14 protein-coding genes are annotated in these 13,028 nt (G+C 70.5%); 8 read left to right on the top strand and 6 right to left on the bottom strand.

All coding sequences use genetic code 11. The features are described from left to right. Positions 1-42 precede the first annotated feature (42 nt). Positions 43-684 (bottom strand): TetR/AcrR family transcriptional regulator, encoded by a 642-nt coding sequence (locus tag IZR01_RS13645; protein WP_194924027.1) that lies wholly within the window; start codon positions 682-684, stop codon positions 43-45. Positions 685-761: 77 nt separating this feature from the next. Here IZR01_RS13645 and IZR01_RS13640 point away from each other — a divergent pair, with 77 nt between their 5' ends. Together IZR01_RS13640 and IZR01_RS13635 are read left to right on the top strand one after the other, a co-directional pair. After that, entirely contained in the window at positions 762-1,187 is a 426-nt protein-coding gene (locus tag IZR01_RS13640) for a DUF1801 domain-containing protein (protein ID WP_194924026.1), read from the top strand. A 40-nt stretch (positions 1,188-1,227) separates the two neighbouring features. Beyond that, positions 1,228-1,641 (top strand): PaaI family thioesterase, encoded by a 414-nt coding sequence (locus IZR01_RS13635; RefSeq protein ID WP_194924025.1) that lies wholly within the window; start codon positions 1,228-1,230, stop codon positions 1,639-1,641. 167 nt (positions 1,642-1,808) lie between these two features. On the opposite strand, the gene IZR01_RS13630 is transcribed toward IZR01_RS13635, so the two are convergent. Both IZR01_RS13630 and nicT read right to left on the bottom strand, forming a co-directional pair. Next, positions 1,809-2,273: a DUF4442 domain-containing protein gene (locus IZR01_RS13630; RefSeq protein WP_194892550.1), complete on the bottom strand. Its 465-nt coding sequence runs from the start codon at positions 2,271-2,273 to the stop codon at positions 1,809-1,811. Positions 2,274-2,282: 9 nt separating this feature from the next. Next, positions 2,283-3,479, bottom strand: coding sequence for a Nickel transporter NicT (gene nicT / locus IZR01_RS13625; RefSeq protein ID WP_228554091.1), 1,197 nt, complete (start codon positions 3,477-3,479; stop codon positions 2,283-2,285). A gap of 287 nt (positions 3,480-3,766) precedes the next feature. On the opposite strand from nicT, the gene IZR01_RS13620 reads away from it, so the two are divergent. Beyond that, entirely contained in the window at positions 3,767-6,061 is a 2,295-nt protein-coding gene (locus IZR01_RS13620) for a transglycosylase domain-containing protein (protein WP_194924024.1), read from the top strand. Between the two features lie 62 nt (positions 6,062-6,123). On the opposite strand, the gene def is transcribed toward IZR01_RS13620, so the two are convergent. Next, positions 6,124-6,723 carry a peptide deformylase gene (gene def / locus IZR01_RS13615; RefSeq protein WP_194924023.1) on the bottom strand — a complete coding sequence of 200 codons (600 nt, stop codon included), beginning with the start codon at positions 6,721-6,723 and terminating at the stop codon, positions 6,124-6,126. A 120-nt stretch (positions 6,724-6,843) separates the two neighbouring features. Here def and IZR01_RS13610 point away from each other — a divergent pair, with 120 nt between their 5' ends. Continuing rightward, on the top strand, positions 6,844-7,140 hold the full coding sequence (locus IZR01_RS13610) for a metal-sensitive transcriptional regulator (protein ID WP_228559382.1): 297 nt from the start codon (positions 6,844-6,846) through the stop codon (positions 7,138-7,140). Between the two features lie 36 nt (positions 7,141-7,176). After that, positions 7,177-7,878 carry an SIMPL domain-containing protein gene (locus IZR01_RS13605; protein ID WP_194924022.1) on the top strand — a complete coding sequence of 234 codons (702 nt, stop codon included), beginning with the start codon at positions 7,177-7,179 and terminating at the stop codon, positions 7,876-7,878. 69 nt (positions 7,879-7,947) lie between these two features. Here IZR01_RS13605 and IZR01_RS13600 read toward each other — a convergent pair whose 3' ends face one another. Continuing rightward, entirely contained in the window at positions 7,948-8,790 is an 843-nt protein-coding gene (locus IZR01_RS13600) for an alpha/beta fold hydrolase (RefSeq protein WP_194924021.1), read from the bottom strand. Positions 8,791-8,897: 107 nt separating this feature from the next. On the opposite strand from IZR01_RS13600, the gene IZR01_RS13595 reads away from it, so the two are divergent. The 3 genes from IZR01_RS13595 to IZR01_RS13585 all read left to right on the top strand — a co-directional run bounded on the left by IZR01_RS13595 (position 8,898) and on the right by IZR01_RS13585 (position 11,734). Then, positions 8,898-9,563 (top strand): PadR family transcriptional regulator, encoded by a 666-nt coding sequence (locus IZR01_RS13595; protein WP_194924020.1) that lies wholly within the window; start codon positions 8,898-8,900, stop codon positions 9,561-9,563. 155 nt (positions 9,564-9,718) lie between these two features. Continuing rightward, positions 9,719-10,582 (top strand): tetratricopeptide repeat protein, encoded by an 864-nt coding sequence (locus IZR01_RS13590; protein WP_267254806.1) that lies wholly within the window; start codon positions 9,719-9,721, stop codon positions 10,580-10,582. Positions 10,583-10,795: 213 nt separating this feature from the next. Further along, on the top strand, positions 10,796-11,734 hold the full coding sequence (locus tag IZR01_RS13585; RefSeq protein WP_194892557.1) for a beta-ketoacyl-ACP synthase III: 939 nt from the start codon (positions 10,796-10,798) through the stop codon (positions 11,732-11,734). A gap of 75 nt (positions 11,735-11,809) precedes the next feature. On the opposite strand, the gene IZR01_RS13580 is transcribed toward IZR01_RS13585, so the two are convergent. Continuing rightward, on the bottom strand, positions 11,810-13,024 hold the full coding sequence (locus tag IZR01_RS13580) for an FAD-dependent monooxygenase (RefSeq protein WP_194924018.1): 1,215 nt from the start codon (positions 13,022-13,024) through the stop codon (positions 11,810-11,812). Positions 13,025-13,028: the final 4 nt, after the last annotated feature.

Raw genomic sequence — 13,028 nt, 5'->3', positions numbered from 1 at the left:
GGGTGGGGCGGGGCCGGGTCGCGGAGGGGCGACCCGGCCCGCTCACGCGTCCTCGTCCGCCAGCAGCGCCGCCACCAACGCCACGATCCGCGGCCGCAGCTCCGGCAGCCCGGCGATGTCGCCGGAGTTGATCTGCTCGGTCACCAGCCCGCTCACCGCGCCGGTGACCGAGCGCGCCACGAACAGCGGGTCCAGGCCGCCGCGCCAGTGCCGGCCGATCGTGACGGCTTCGGCCAGGATCGTCGCGAAGGTCTCGGCGCGCGCCAGGCGGCGGGAGACCGCCGGGTAGCCGGCCGCGTAGATCTCGATCATGAAGACCCGGGCGTTGGTCGGGTTCGTGGCCAGTGCGCCGAGGTAGGCCTCCAGGATCCGGTCCAGGCGGGACAGGGGCGGATCCGCCGGTGAGCCGAGGGACTGCTCGATCAGCCGGGCGAAGTTGTCCGCCGAGCGGTCGAACGCGGCCAGGAAGCAGTCCTGCTTGTCCGTGAAGTGCTCGTAGAAGGTCTGCCGCGAGATGTGCGCCCGGGACAGCACCGCCCCGACGGTCGCGGCGGCGTACCCGTTCTCCGCGACGACTTCCAGCATCCCGGTCAGCAGCCGCCCGCGCTGCGCCGCGCTGACGTCCTCGCGGCTCAGGCCGTGGTTGCCACGGGGTAACGGCGTGGGCAGGGTGTCGGGATCCACGTCTGGAATCTACGGCACCCGGGGGCCTCTGTGGGTTTCGGGGCGCGGGGCGCCGGCCGCGTGCCCACAATGGCGGCATGCCTTATGCCAGGGATCCGCGTGTCGACGCCTACATCGACGCCCTGCCCGGGTGGCAGCGGGACGTTTGCCACCAGGTGCGCGACCTCGTCCACGCGGCCGATCTGGAAGTCGAGGAGACCATCAAGCGCTCCGTTCAGCCCTATTTCGTGCTCAAGGGGAACGTCTGCGCGCTGCTGGGGACCAAGGACCACCTCAACGTCTTCCTGTACGACGGGGCGATCGTGCCGGACCCCGACCACATCATCACCGGCGGCCATGACAACAAGACCGCGCGCTGCGTCGCCGTGTACGAGGGCGAAGACCTCCCGGCCGAGCCGCTGGCCGCCATGTTCGCGCAGATCGTCGCGAACAACCGGGCCGGGGGCTGGCGCAAACTCAAAGCCCAGGCCACCCAACCCCCCGGGGAGGGGTCCCCGGCCTGAGACTTGACGCCGGGCCCCGCGAACCGCTCAATGGTCGTCCATGGTCACCCTCGACATCGACACGGCGCGCAAGGTGCTCGCCGCCCAACCGTTCAGCGTTCTCCTAGGGGCTCGGGTGGAGGTCTTCGAGAAGGGGCGCGCGATTCTGGCGGTCCCCATCCGCGAGGATCTGAAGCAGCAGAACGGGTTCCTGCACGGCGGCGTGCTCGCCTATGCCGCCGACAACGCCATCACCTTCGCCGCCGGTACGACGCTGGGCCCGGACGTGCTCACCAGCGGCGTGACGATCAGCTACGTGCGCCCCGCGTCCGGGACCACGCTGCTGGCCGAGGCCGAGGTGACGTACACCGGGCGCCGCCAGGCCGTGTGCCGGTGCGACCTGTACGCCGTGGCGGAGGACGGCGCACGGGTGCTCAGCGCGGTGGCTCAGGGCTCTGTGCTCTGCGTGTCCTGATCGCCGCGAATCCTTGTCGGGCAAGGGGTTCTCAGCGTTTCCGGACCCTGAATCGCGCCCGGGTCCGCCGGACCGTAAGATCGTCCGGCAGGCCCGCGCACCGAGGAAAAGCAACTTAATCAGCGGCTGCGGCGTTCTATGAGTGAGTGCTAGTTGCTCAGTAAGTGCTAGTTGTTGGGCCGCAGCGTCCAGACGATGGTCATCTCGCCGGTCACGGCGTCGTCGACATCGCGCTGGATGGCGACGTGGATCGGGAACTCGGGGCGGGCGCCGCCCTTGAGCTCGGCCACGATGTCGTCCACGGGGCGGCCGAGCGTGGCGGTGGCTGTGACGTCACCGCGCGCGACCTTCTTGAAGTCGATGGTGGCGGTGGTGGGCAGGGGGGTGGCTTCAGCCATGAGGTGGCCGAACGCGGCGGTGACGATCGCGCCGGAGGCGGACTCGGCCAGCGTGAACATCGCGCCGGCGTGCGGTCCGCCGATGTGGTTCCGGTACGCGGCCTGGTCGCGGAACTTCAGCACGGCGCGCTGCGCGGTGGTCTCGACGTACTCCAGCGCCAGCGTGCCGACCATGGGGACGGCGGCGGTCAGGAAGGCGCCGACGTCGAAGGGCTCTTGTTCTGCTGCGGTCATGCCATGATCCTACTGGTCGGTAACTTCCTCGGCCACCGGCAGCGCGGCGGTCCACTTGTCCTCGATCCGGCCGAACTTCCACACGGCCATCGCGGCCAGCCAGACCAGCAGGAACATCCCGACGATGGCGAACCCGATGCTGTTCAGGTTCAGGCCTGCGACCCAGTCCCAGAAGCCGCCGGTCAGGTTCAGCTTGTCCTGCAGGATGCTCAGCAGCTCGATGGTGCCGATGATCAGCGCCACGGCCACCGACAGCCCGGTGATCGTCAGGTTGTAGAAGACCTTGCGCACCGGCTTGGAGAAGGCCCAGCCGTAGGCGAAGTTCATGAACGAGCCGTCGATGGTGTCCAGCAGCGACATGCCGGCGGCGAACAGGATCGGCAGGCACATCACTGCGTACCAGGGCAGACCGGAGGCCACCGAGGTGCCGGCCAGGACCAGCAGGCCGACCTCGGTCACGGTGTCGAAGCCCAGCCCGAACAGCACGCCGACCGGGTAGATCTGCCACGGCTTGTTGACCGCCTTCATCGCCCGGCCCAGGAACCGGTTCATCAGGCCGCGGTTGTTGAGGTGTTCCTCAAGGGTGGCCTCGTCGAACTCGCCGCGGCGCATCTGCCGGAACACCTTGAGGATCCCGACCAGCACCACCAGGTTGATGATCGCGATCAGGTACAGGAACGAGCCGGAGACCACGGTCCCGATCAGGCCGCCGAAGTTGTGCAGCTCGGACTTGTCGTCGGACAACTGCACGCCCAGGCCCTTCAGGCCCAGGCCCAGCAGCAGCGTCAGCAAGACCACGATCGTGGAGTGGCCCAGGGAGAACCAGAAGCCGACCGACAGCGGGCGCTTGCCCTCGGCCATCAGCTTGCGGGTGGTGTTGTCGATGGCCGCGATGTGGTCGGCGTCGAAGGCGTGCCGCATACCCAGGGTGTAGGCGGTCAGGCCGGTGCCGAAGCCGAACAGCCCGCCTTGCAGCTTGTAGTGCCCCGGCACCACGATCGCGGCCAGGATGCCCCAGCCGACCACGTGCAGCAGCGCGATGAAGCCGAACATCCCGCCCATCCGGCCCCACTCGGCCGGGGTCAGGGCGGCCCGGATCCGGGCCAGCCGGGAGCCGCCGGTCGCGGTGGTGCCCACGCCGCCGGTGCCCGGGGCCGAGGGACCCGCGCCGGTGCCTTCAGTGCCACCTGCTGTGGTCGCGGTCATGGCGCTGGATGCTCCCTGAGGTCGAAAAGCGGTGCGCCGCCGGGGCCGGCGGCCGGGGAGGACACCGGCCCGCCCCGGTTGCGATTATTTTGCAGTTGCGAAGAGTTCGCAACTACTCAATGGGGAAGCGCGAGGTGGCGGACGGTGACGAGAGATGGATCACGTCCGGTTCCCCCCGATATTTTCGCTTTCTTCAGATCGCGATGTTCTGATGTGTTGACGTTCGACGACAATGACCGCAAGGGATCGGCCGGCTCGGCAGGTGCCTGGACAAGGAGCCGTCTTCCATGGCCCTGGGTGGGAAACGAGTGATCGACTATCCCCGCCGCGGCAAGACCGGGGTGCGCCGCTGGCTGCCGTCCTGGCGGCTGGTGGCCTCCACGCTGATCGCCTTCGTGCTGCTGGTCACCGGCGGCGCCTGGGCGGTCTACGCGTCGGTCAAGATCCCGCCGATGAACGAGGCGGTGACCCAGCAGCACCTGACCGTGCTCGACGACCACGGCGTGGTGCTCGGCCGCCGGGGCCCGGAGATCCGCCAGGACGTCCCGCTGTCCCAGGTCCCGGTCCCGGTGCAGAACTCGTTCCTGTCCGCCGAGGACCGCAACTTCTGGTCCGACGGCGCGATCTCGGTCACCGGCACGGCCCGCGCCCTGGTCAACGACCTCGGCGGCGGCTCCACACAGGGCGGCTCCACGATCACCCAGCAGTACGTGAAGAACGCCTACCTCACCGACGAGCGCACCCTGACCCGCAAGGCCAAGGAAGCGGTCATAGCCCTGAAGATCTCCCAGCAGCAGTCCAAGTCCCAGATCCTTCAGGGCTACCTCAACACCGTGTACTTCGGGCGCGGCGCCTCCGGCGTCGAGATGGGCGCCCGGGCCTGGTTCAACAAGGACGTCGGCCAGCTGAGCGTGGCCGAGGGCGCGGTGATGGCAGCGCTGGTGAACGCGCCGTCCTACTACGAGCTGGCGCCCAAGGACCCGACCGTGATGGCCAAGCTCCAGGCCCGCTGGAACTACGTGCTCGACGGTCTGGTCAAGATGGGCAAGCTCAGCCCGGCCGACCGCGCCGCGCAGCAGTTCCCGGCCCTGGCGCTGTGGCCCCGGCCCAGCAGCCAGACCGACGACCAGTCCCCGTATCTGGTCGAGGCGGCGATCAGCGAGGCCGAGCAGAAGACCGGGCTGACCCGGGACCAGCTGGTCACCGGCGGCTACACCATCTACACCACCTTCGACGCCAAGATGCAGGACGACGCGGCGGCCGCGGTGCAGGCGCAGATCACCAGCCAGCTCAAGCCGGGTACCCGCGCGGTGGACACCAACGTGCACACCTCGATCGCCACCGTCGTCCCCGGCGACGGCGCGGTACGCGTCCTGTACGGCGGCGACGACTACGCCAAGCAGGCCTTCAACGCCTCCTGGCAGGGCACGCTGTCCCCGGGCTCGTCGTTCAAGACCTTCGCCCTGGCCGCCTACCTGCAAAACGGCGGCACCGTCGGCGACACCTTCGACGGCGACTCGCCCTATCAGGTCCCGAACTCCGACGCGGTGATCCCGAACGAGGGTGGCACCAGCTACGGCCAGGTCTCGGTGCAGGACGCGCTGAACCAGTCGATCAACACGGTGTTCGTCAAGATGGGCCAGCAGATCGGGATGACCAAGGTGGCCGACGCGGCGCGCGCCGCCGGCGTCCCGGTGAGCGCCCAGGAGCAGTCGCTGCCCGCGCTGCCGCTGGGGGTGGTGGCCACCAACCCCGAGACGATGGCCGCGGCCTACGGCACTTTCGCCGCGCACGGCCAGCAGGTGGACCCGTATACGGTGACCAGCGTCGTGCAGGGCGACAAGACCGTCTACAAGCACCAGAGCCTGGCCAAGCAGGCCTTCACCCCGGCTGTCGCCGACGAGGTGACCCAGGCCCTGCAGGGCGTGGTGACCAACGGCTCCGGCACCGGCGCGCAGCTGTCCGACGGCCGCGACGTGGCCGGCAAGACCGGCACCACCGACCTGCCGGGCGACGGGACCAAGCTCGGCTCGGTCTGGTTCGTCGGCTACACCCCGACACTGTCCACCGCGGTCGCGATCTGGGGCCAGACCCCCGGCGGCGCGCTGACCACGATCAACGGGATGGCCGGCAAGGACACCGTCGGCGGCGGCGCGGTGGCCGCACCGCTGTGGTCGGCCTACATGAACAAGGCGGTGGCCGGCACGACCGCGCAGCCGTTCACGTTCAGCGCGCAGAACGGCCAGGCCTCGCCGATGAACCCGGTGAGCCCGTCCTCGGGGGCGACCACGTCCGGCGACGGCACGACGCCGACCCAGACCGGCACCGGCCAGCCCTCGCCGCCGGCCCCGACCAACACCTATGTGCCGCCGAACCCGACCTCGACCACGTCCTCCGGCGGCGGCGCGACGTCGTCGACCACCTCGAACCCGTCGACCCCGCAGAGCACGCCGAGCTCGGTGCCGAGCGGCACGAAGTCCGAGCCCTCGGTGCCGTCGCTCTCGTTCCCCACCGGCGGGACGATCGGCGGTCCGCTGCCGCAGGGGAACGGGAACTCCAAGTCGGCGCGCGGCGGGGGATAGAGCTGCTGAGCGCATGAATGAAGGGCCCGCGGAAGCGGGCCCTTCGAAATCGGCTGCCTAGTTCAGTTGGCGGCGGTCGAGGCCGGTGTCGCAGCCTCGGCGACTGCCGCCGCCTGCGCCTTCTCGGCCTTCTCCGCCTGCATCCGCTCCATCTCGGCCAGCACGTTCTTGCGCTGCCGCTTGCCGAGCCGGTCGATGTAGAGCCGGCCCTCCAGGTGGTCGAACTCGTGCTGGAGGCAGCGGGCGAAGTAGCCGGTGCCCTCCACGGTGATCGGCTCGCCCTTGACGTCCACGCCGGTCACCATGGCGTAGTCGGGGCGGGCCAGTTCGTGGTGCGGGCCGGGGACCGACAGGCAGCCCTCGGGGGAGTCGTCCAGCTGGCGGCGGTCGGCCGGCTGTTCGACCAGGACCGGGTTCACCATGTGGCCGACGTGCTGGACGCCGTCGTCGTCGTTGCAGTCGTAGACGAACACCCGCAGCGCCACCCCGATCTGGTTGGCGGCCAGGCCCACGCCCTCGGCGGCGTACATCGAGGCGAACATGTCATCGATCAGCGTCGCGAGCTCGTCGCCGAACTCCGTCACCGGGGCGCAGGGGTGGTGCAGCACCGGATTGCCGACAATGGTGATGGGCCGGACGGTGCCCGAATCGGTGTGGCTCATGGCGTTAATCTTACGGGTCGGCGCAGTTCAGCCCGTTACTGTGGGTAGGTGATGGCGGGAACATCGGAGCCGGCTGACCGGTTACCCCATGGGGGTATGATTCCAGGGCGACGACGACGGATGGGGACACGGGTCATGCACGGCTACACCGACCGCAAGGACGACTACAACAAGCGGCTGCGCCGCATCGAGGGGCAGGTGCGGGGCCTGCAACGGATGGTCGACGAGGACAAGTACTGCATAGACATCCTCACCCAGATCTCCGCGGCCACCAAGGCCCTGCAGTCGGTCGCGCTCGGGCTGCTGGAGCAGCACGTCGCGCACTGCGTGGCCGACGCGCTGGCCACCGGCGGACCGGAGGCGGACGCCAAGGTCAAGGAGGCGAACGAGGCGATCGCCCGGCTGGTGCGGTCCTGAGACGCCGATCCGGCGCCCCTGCGGCAGACTGGGGGCATGCCGGAAGCAGCCCCCAGCACCACCACGAGCACCACCCCCATCATCGTCAGCGTCCGCGGCGAGGCGTCCATCGAGGCGGACCCGGAACTGTGCGAGATCGCCGTCACGGTCAGCGCCCGGGACAAGGACCGCCGCACCACCCTGGAACAGCTCACGCAGCGCAACAAGGAACTCCTGGCCCAGCTCAAGGGCACTTGCGGCGACGCCCTGGAGAAGCTGGAGACCGGCCGCATCGCGGTGTACCCGGAGCACCGCAGCAAGCGCACTGACAAGATCGGGCCGTATCAGGGCTCGGTGCGGGTCCGGGTCGTGGTGAAGGACTTCAACGTCCTGGGCGAGATGATCACCAACCTCGCCGACGGCCCCGGCCGGTCCCTGGACGGCCCCATCTGGAGCATGCGCCGCGATTCCGAGGTATACCGCCAGGCCCGCACCGAGGCGGTCGGCGAGGCGATCCGGCGCGCCCGCGAGTACGCCGACGCGCTGGGCTCGCAGCTCACGGCGCTGTTGGAGCTGGCTGACACCGGGCTGTCGACCGGCGGCGCCCCGGCGCCGCAGGGTCGGGCCATGTACGCGACGGCCTTCGCCGGACGGGCGCCGGAGGAGGGGCTGCCCGAACTGGACCTGGAGCCGACGCGGCAGAGCGTGTACGCGGCGGTCGAGGCCCGGTTCTCGGGGACGCAGCCCGGGAACTTGTAGGACTTGTAGGAACTGTAGGAACTGTAGGAGTCGCGGTGGGCGCGGCGGCATTGTCGCGCTCGGCGACGATCAGGCGGTGACGGCTGCGGCGTGCTGCTGAGTCGGCGAACCCACCTGGCCGATGGTCCGGTCCAGGAACTCCCGCACCATGCCGCCGAGTTCCGCGGCGTGCGTGATGTAGAAGTCGTGGTGCCCGTCGACGGCGGCGAACTCGGTCTGCGGCCGGCGCCGCGCCATCTCCGCCGCCTGCTCCGGCGGGATGATCGGGCTGCGGCCGCCGCGGATCACCAACATCGGCTGCCGCACGGCGGCGAACTCGTCCCACCAGTCCCCGATGATTCCTTCCTTGACCGCCGCTATGTCGGCGGCCTGCCACAGGAAGCGCCAGCCGTCCGGCTCCTCCACGACGCTCTCCAGGAAGTGCCGGGGCTCGTCGATGAAGTCCAGGGCCGCGATCAGTGCTCGCAGGCTGGGGAAACGTGCCGGGAACTCGTTGAAGGCCGTGTTGGCCGGGACGTGGAACGACACCGGCGCGTCGAGCGAGATCACGGCCGAGGTCAGCTCCGGGTGGTGCGCGGCGACCTGGTAGGCGTTCATGCCGCCCAGGGAGTGGCCGACCATCGCCACCGGGCCCAGGTCCAGATGCTCGATCAGGGCGGTGATGTCGCCGATGAAGGCCTGGCGGCCGTAGTCCGAGGCGTGCTCGGACAAGCCGTGGCCGCGCTGGTCGAGGGCGATGACGCGGTAGCCGGGGCCGCGCTGGTCCGGGCCGAGGTGGTCGGCCAGCCCGAGCATGGAGCGGCCACGGCCGTAGGCGCCGTGCAGCGCCAGGACCGGACGGCCGGCGCCGCCGGTGTCGAGGTAGGCGAGTCGGATGCCGTCGTGGGTGCGGAAGTACTGGGTGCTCGTCATGACTATAACTCTATAAGAGTTAACTCTATTCGTGTCAACTCTGATCGAGGTATGATTGGTGGCGCCGCGAAGGCCGCGGCAGTGAGCCGTACCGGTTCGGAGGGCCCGTGCTCGAACTGTGCATCCTCGGTTTCCTGTTCGCGGAGCCGCTGCACGCCTACGACCTCAAGGCCCGCATCTCCGGCCTGAGCGGCCACGTCCGCCCGGTCAGCGACGGCGCGCTGCATCCGGCGATCAAGCGGCTCCAGGCGGCCGGGTACCTGAGCCGCCGGGCCGAACCCGGTGAGCGCGGCGCGCCGCGCCAGGTCCTCAGCCTCACCGACGCCGGACGCGCCGAGCTGCTCAGCCGGCTGCGCGCGCCGGCCGACGTCGAGATCACCGACCGGCACTCGTTCTTCATCCTGCTGGCCTTCCTCAGCAGCCTGCCGGACCCGGCGGACCAGGCGCGGGTGCTGCGCCGCCGCCTGGCGTTCATGGACGCGCCGGGGAGCTTCTTCTACGACGACGGCCGGCCGCTGCGGGTGCGCGACATGACCGACCGGTTCCGCCGGGGGATGTTGCAGCTGGCGGCCGCGAGCAGCAAGGCCGACCGGGCGTGGCTGGAGAAGACCATCGCGGAGCTCGATGCCGAGAGCGCTGATGGACAGGACCATGCCGAGCGCGCTGACCGGCAGGATCTCCCCGAGGGCGCTGATCGGAAGGATCATGCCGAGAGCGCTGATGGGCAGGGTCTCGCTGAGAGCGCTGGCCGGCAGGCCCCGGAGTCGGTGTGAAACGCGGGCGGTCGTGCGCTGAGGCGCGCCGGGGTCGGGAAGGGCTGATGGCGTTGGGACTTGCCCAGACCGGGAAAGCGTGCTCAGGCCGCGGCCGCTCCGCGCCGGGAATGAATCCCGCCTCGGCCGCTGTTTAGTTCGCTATGCGAATTGAGATGTGGGCCGACGTCGCCAACCCGTGGACCCACGTCGCGGCCGAGCGGCTGCGCGTGGCTTTGGCCGGGACCGGCGTCGACGCCGAGATCGTGTGGCGTCCGCTGCTGACCGAGCCCGCCGATCCCGACGCCGCGCGCGACGCGCTGCGGCTGCTGGTGCTCGCCGAGGAGCACGGCGGCGCGGCGTTGCAGGGCCGGGTCGCCGCCGAGCTGCTGGCCTCGCATGACGTGCGGGACCGGGCCGAGCTGGCGGCGGTCGCGGAGCGTGCCGGGTTCCCCGGCGGCGGGGCGGCGCTGGCTTCGGACGCCGGGCGGGCGCGGCTGCGCGAGCTGCTGCTGATCGGCAAGGCACGCGGGATCACGATCTCGCCGACGCTGGCCGTCAGGGGCGAGCTGCTGGAGTTCGCGATGTCCCCGGCGACGATCGGCGAGTTCCTGCGCGAGGCCGGCGACGCCGATGGCTCCGGTGACCCCGATGGCTCCAGCTACTCCGGCGACTCCGCCGACTCCGCCGGCTCCGGCGCGGCCGGCCGGGCGCTCGACCTGCCGCCCGAGGTCGAGCGGCTGCGCTGGGCCGAGGCACTGGTCGCGCTGTCCGATCCGCTCGGCGCGCTGGTGCTGCTGGAGCCGCTGCTGGCCGAGCACGGTCAGGACCCGAACATCCGTCGGGTGGCGGCCTCGGCGTACTTCGCGTCCGCGCAGTTGGGGCGGGCCAGGAAGGTGCTGGAGGCGACGCTCGACGACCATCCGGCTGACTCGTATGCTCGGCTGATGCTCGGTCGGACGCTGACCCGGCAGGGGCTCGGCGACGAGGCCGGGAAACACCTGCGGCTGGCCGCGGTGATGACGCCGGAATACGCATAGGCCGCATAAGCCTGCAACGTAGGCCCGGCAAGCCCGGCACCTCGCGCTTTGCGGCGCGGGGTGCCGGGCTTCTCGCCGCTTCTTGGCGTGCCTATGGGGGAACCCGCCAGAGCCGACACGAAGCGCTTGGAGCTTCCGTGACCGGGGTGGCCGATCTCAGCACGCGAGGATCAGTAGGGAACAACCGTCCCGCGAGCAGACAAGGAGCGTCGCGTGCCCGGTTCCCGGATCGCCGCCCTCGGCCACAGCCAACCCGATCGTGTCGTGACCAACGCCGACCTGGCGGAGATGGTCGACACCAGCGATGAGTGGATCACCAGCCGGGTCGGAGTCCGCACCCGCCGGATCGCCGAGCCCGGGCAGACCGTGGACGAGTTCGCCGCCGCGGCCGCCGCCAAGGCGCTGGCCGGGGCCGGCACCGAGGCCGCCGACGTGGACCTGGTCCTGGTCGCCACCAGCACCGCCGGCGCGGCCAGCCCCAACACCGCGGCCCGGGTGGCCGCCCGCCTGGGCCTGAAGGCACCGGCCACCATCGACGTCAACGTGGTCTGCTCCGGCTTTCCGCACGCCCTGGCGCTGGCCGACCAGGCCATCCGCTGCGGCCAGGCCCGCACCGCCCTGGTCATCGGCGCCGACTTCATGAGCCGGGTCACCGACTGGACCGACCGCGGCACCTGCGTCCTGGTCGGCGACGGGGCCGGCGCCGCGGTCGTGACCGCCGCCGACGAGCCCGGCATCAGCCCCGTGCTGTGGGGTTCGGTCCCCGAACGCGGCCGCGCGGTGGTGATCGAGGGCAGCCCGAACCGCTTCTCCCAAGAAGGACAGACGGTCTTCCGCTGGACCACCACCGAACTGCCGGCCGTGGCGCGCCAGGTCTGCGACCGGGCCGGGATCGCCCCGGAAGACCTGGCCGGCGTCGTCTTCCACCAGGCCAACCTGCGCATCATCGAACCGCTGGCGGCCAAGCTCGGCGCGGTCAACGCGGTGGTCGCCAAGGACGTCATCGAATCCGGCAACACCTCCGCCGCCTCGATCCCGATAGCGCTGGCGAAGCTGGTCGAGCGGCGGGAGATCCCGGCCGGGGCGCCGGTGCTGCTGTTCGGGTTCGGCGGGAACCTGTCTTACGCGGGGCAGGTGGTGACGAGTCCTTGAGGCTCGGCTACCGCATAGCGGTACGCCTCACTGCGGTGCGCCTTACTGCGGTGCGCCTCACAATCGCGGTGTGCCTCACAGCTCCCGGCCGCCTATCTCCGTCCCGTCCGGCAGCTCCATCTGCGCGGTGAGCCAGGGCATGAACGTCTCCTGCTCGAACGCCGCCCAGTCCACCGCGTCCAGCACCTGGGCCTGGCCGATGCGGCGGGCCAGGGCGACGACGGCGTGGTCGGCGGGGCGGCGGGCCGCGTCGTAGCGAGTCGCGAGGTCGTCGAGGCCGGAGGCGGTGGGCCACAGCCGCAGGAGGGTGGCCGCGTCCTGCATCGCCTTCACCGCGCCGGCGCCGGCGTGCGGGCGGCTGACGGCGCCCGCGTCGCCGAGTAGGAGCATGCGGTGCTTGGCGTGCGCGGGGGCTTCGAAGTCGTAGATGGGCTGGATGAAGACGTCTTCGCGCGCCGTTGCGCGGACGGTCTCGGCCCAGATCGGCGGGAGTTCGCGGGTGAGCAGGGCGTCCATGAAGTCCAGCAGGGTGTCCGAGACGGCGCCGGGCGGGATGCTCGTCGCGGTGCGCAGGTCGGCCAGGTCCGGCGGGATCGTCGAGTACAGCACCCAGTTGTAGAGCACGCGGCCGTCGTCGGCGGGGATCGGGTACGAGACCAGGTGTCCGTGCGGGAAGCCGATCGTGAAGAACGCCTCCGGCGGCAGCAGCTTCTCGACCTGTGCGTAGTCTGATATGCCGCGCCAGCACAGGTAGCCCGCGTAGTCGGGGACGACGCCGGGGAACATGGCTTCGCGGACCACCGAGCGGTAGCCGTCGGCGCCGAGGAGCAGATCGAAGTGTTCGACGCTGCCGTCGGCCAGCGTCGCCGAGGCGCCGGATTCGTTCGCGGCCGCCGAGACGACGCGCGTGTCTTCGCGGTAGTCGACATGTGACGGCAGCCGATCATGCAGCAACCGGTACAGGTGGCCCCAGTTGTAGGCCTGGAACGGGAAGGGATGCGCGGCGATCAGCTTGCCGAGCCCGGAGTCCGAGCCGGGCTTGTCCTGCGCGTACCACTGCCGGGCCGTGTTGGTCGTCGACGGCAGCGAGGGATCCAGGAACCCGGCCTCGGCCAGTTCGCGGAACCGCTCCTGCTGGATCCCGATCCCGACTCCGCGCTCACGCAGCTCACCCGAGGAGCGTTCGAAGACGACTATCGACGCATCCGGTGCCGCTCGCGCCGCGGCCAGTGCCCCGGCGCATCCGGCGATGCTTCCGCCGACCACGCCGATCCGGATCCCGCCGACCATCTCA

This window comes from Catenulispora pinisilvae, assembly GCF_015356865.1.
GTDB classification, from domain to species: Bacteria; Actinomycetota; Actinomycetes; order Streptomycetales; family Catenulisporaceae; genus Catenulispora; species Catenulispora pinisilvae.
This window is presented reverse-complemented; position numbering and strand designations above follow the sequence as displayed.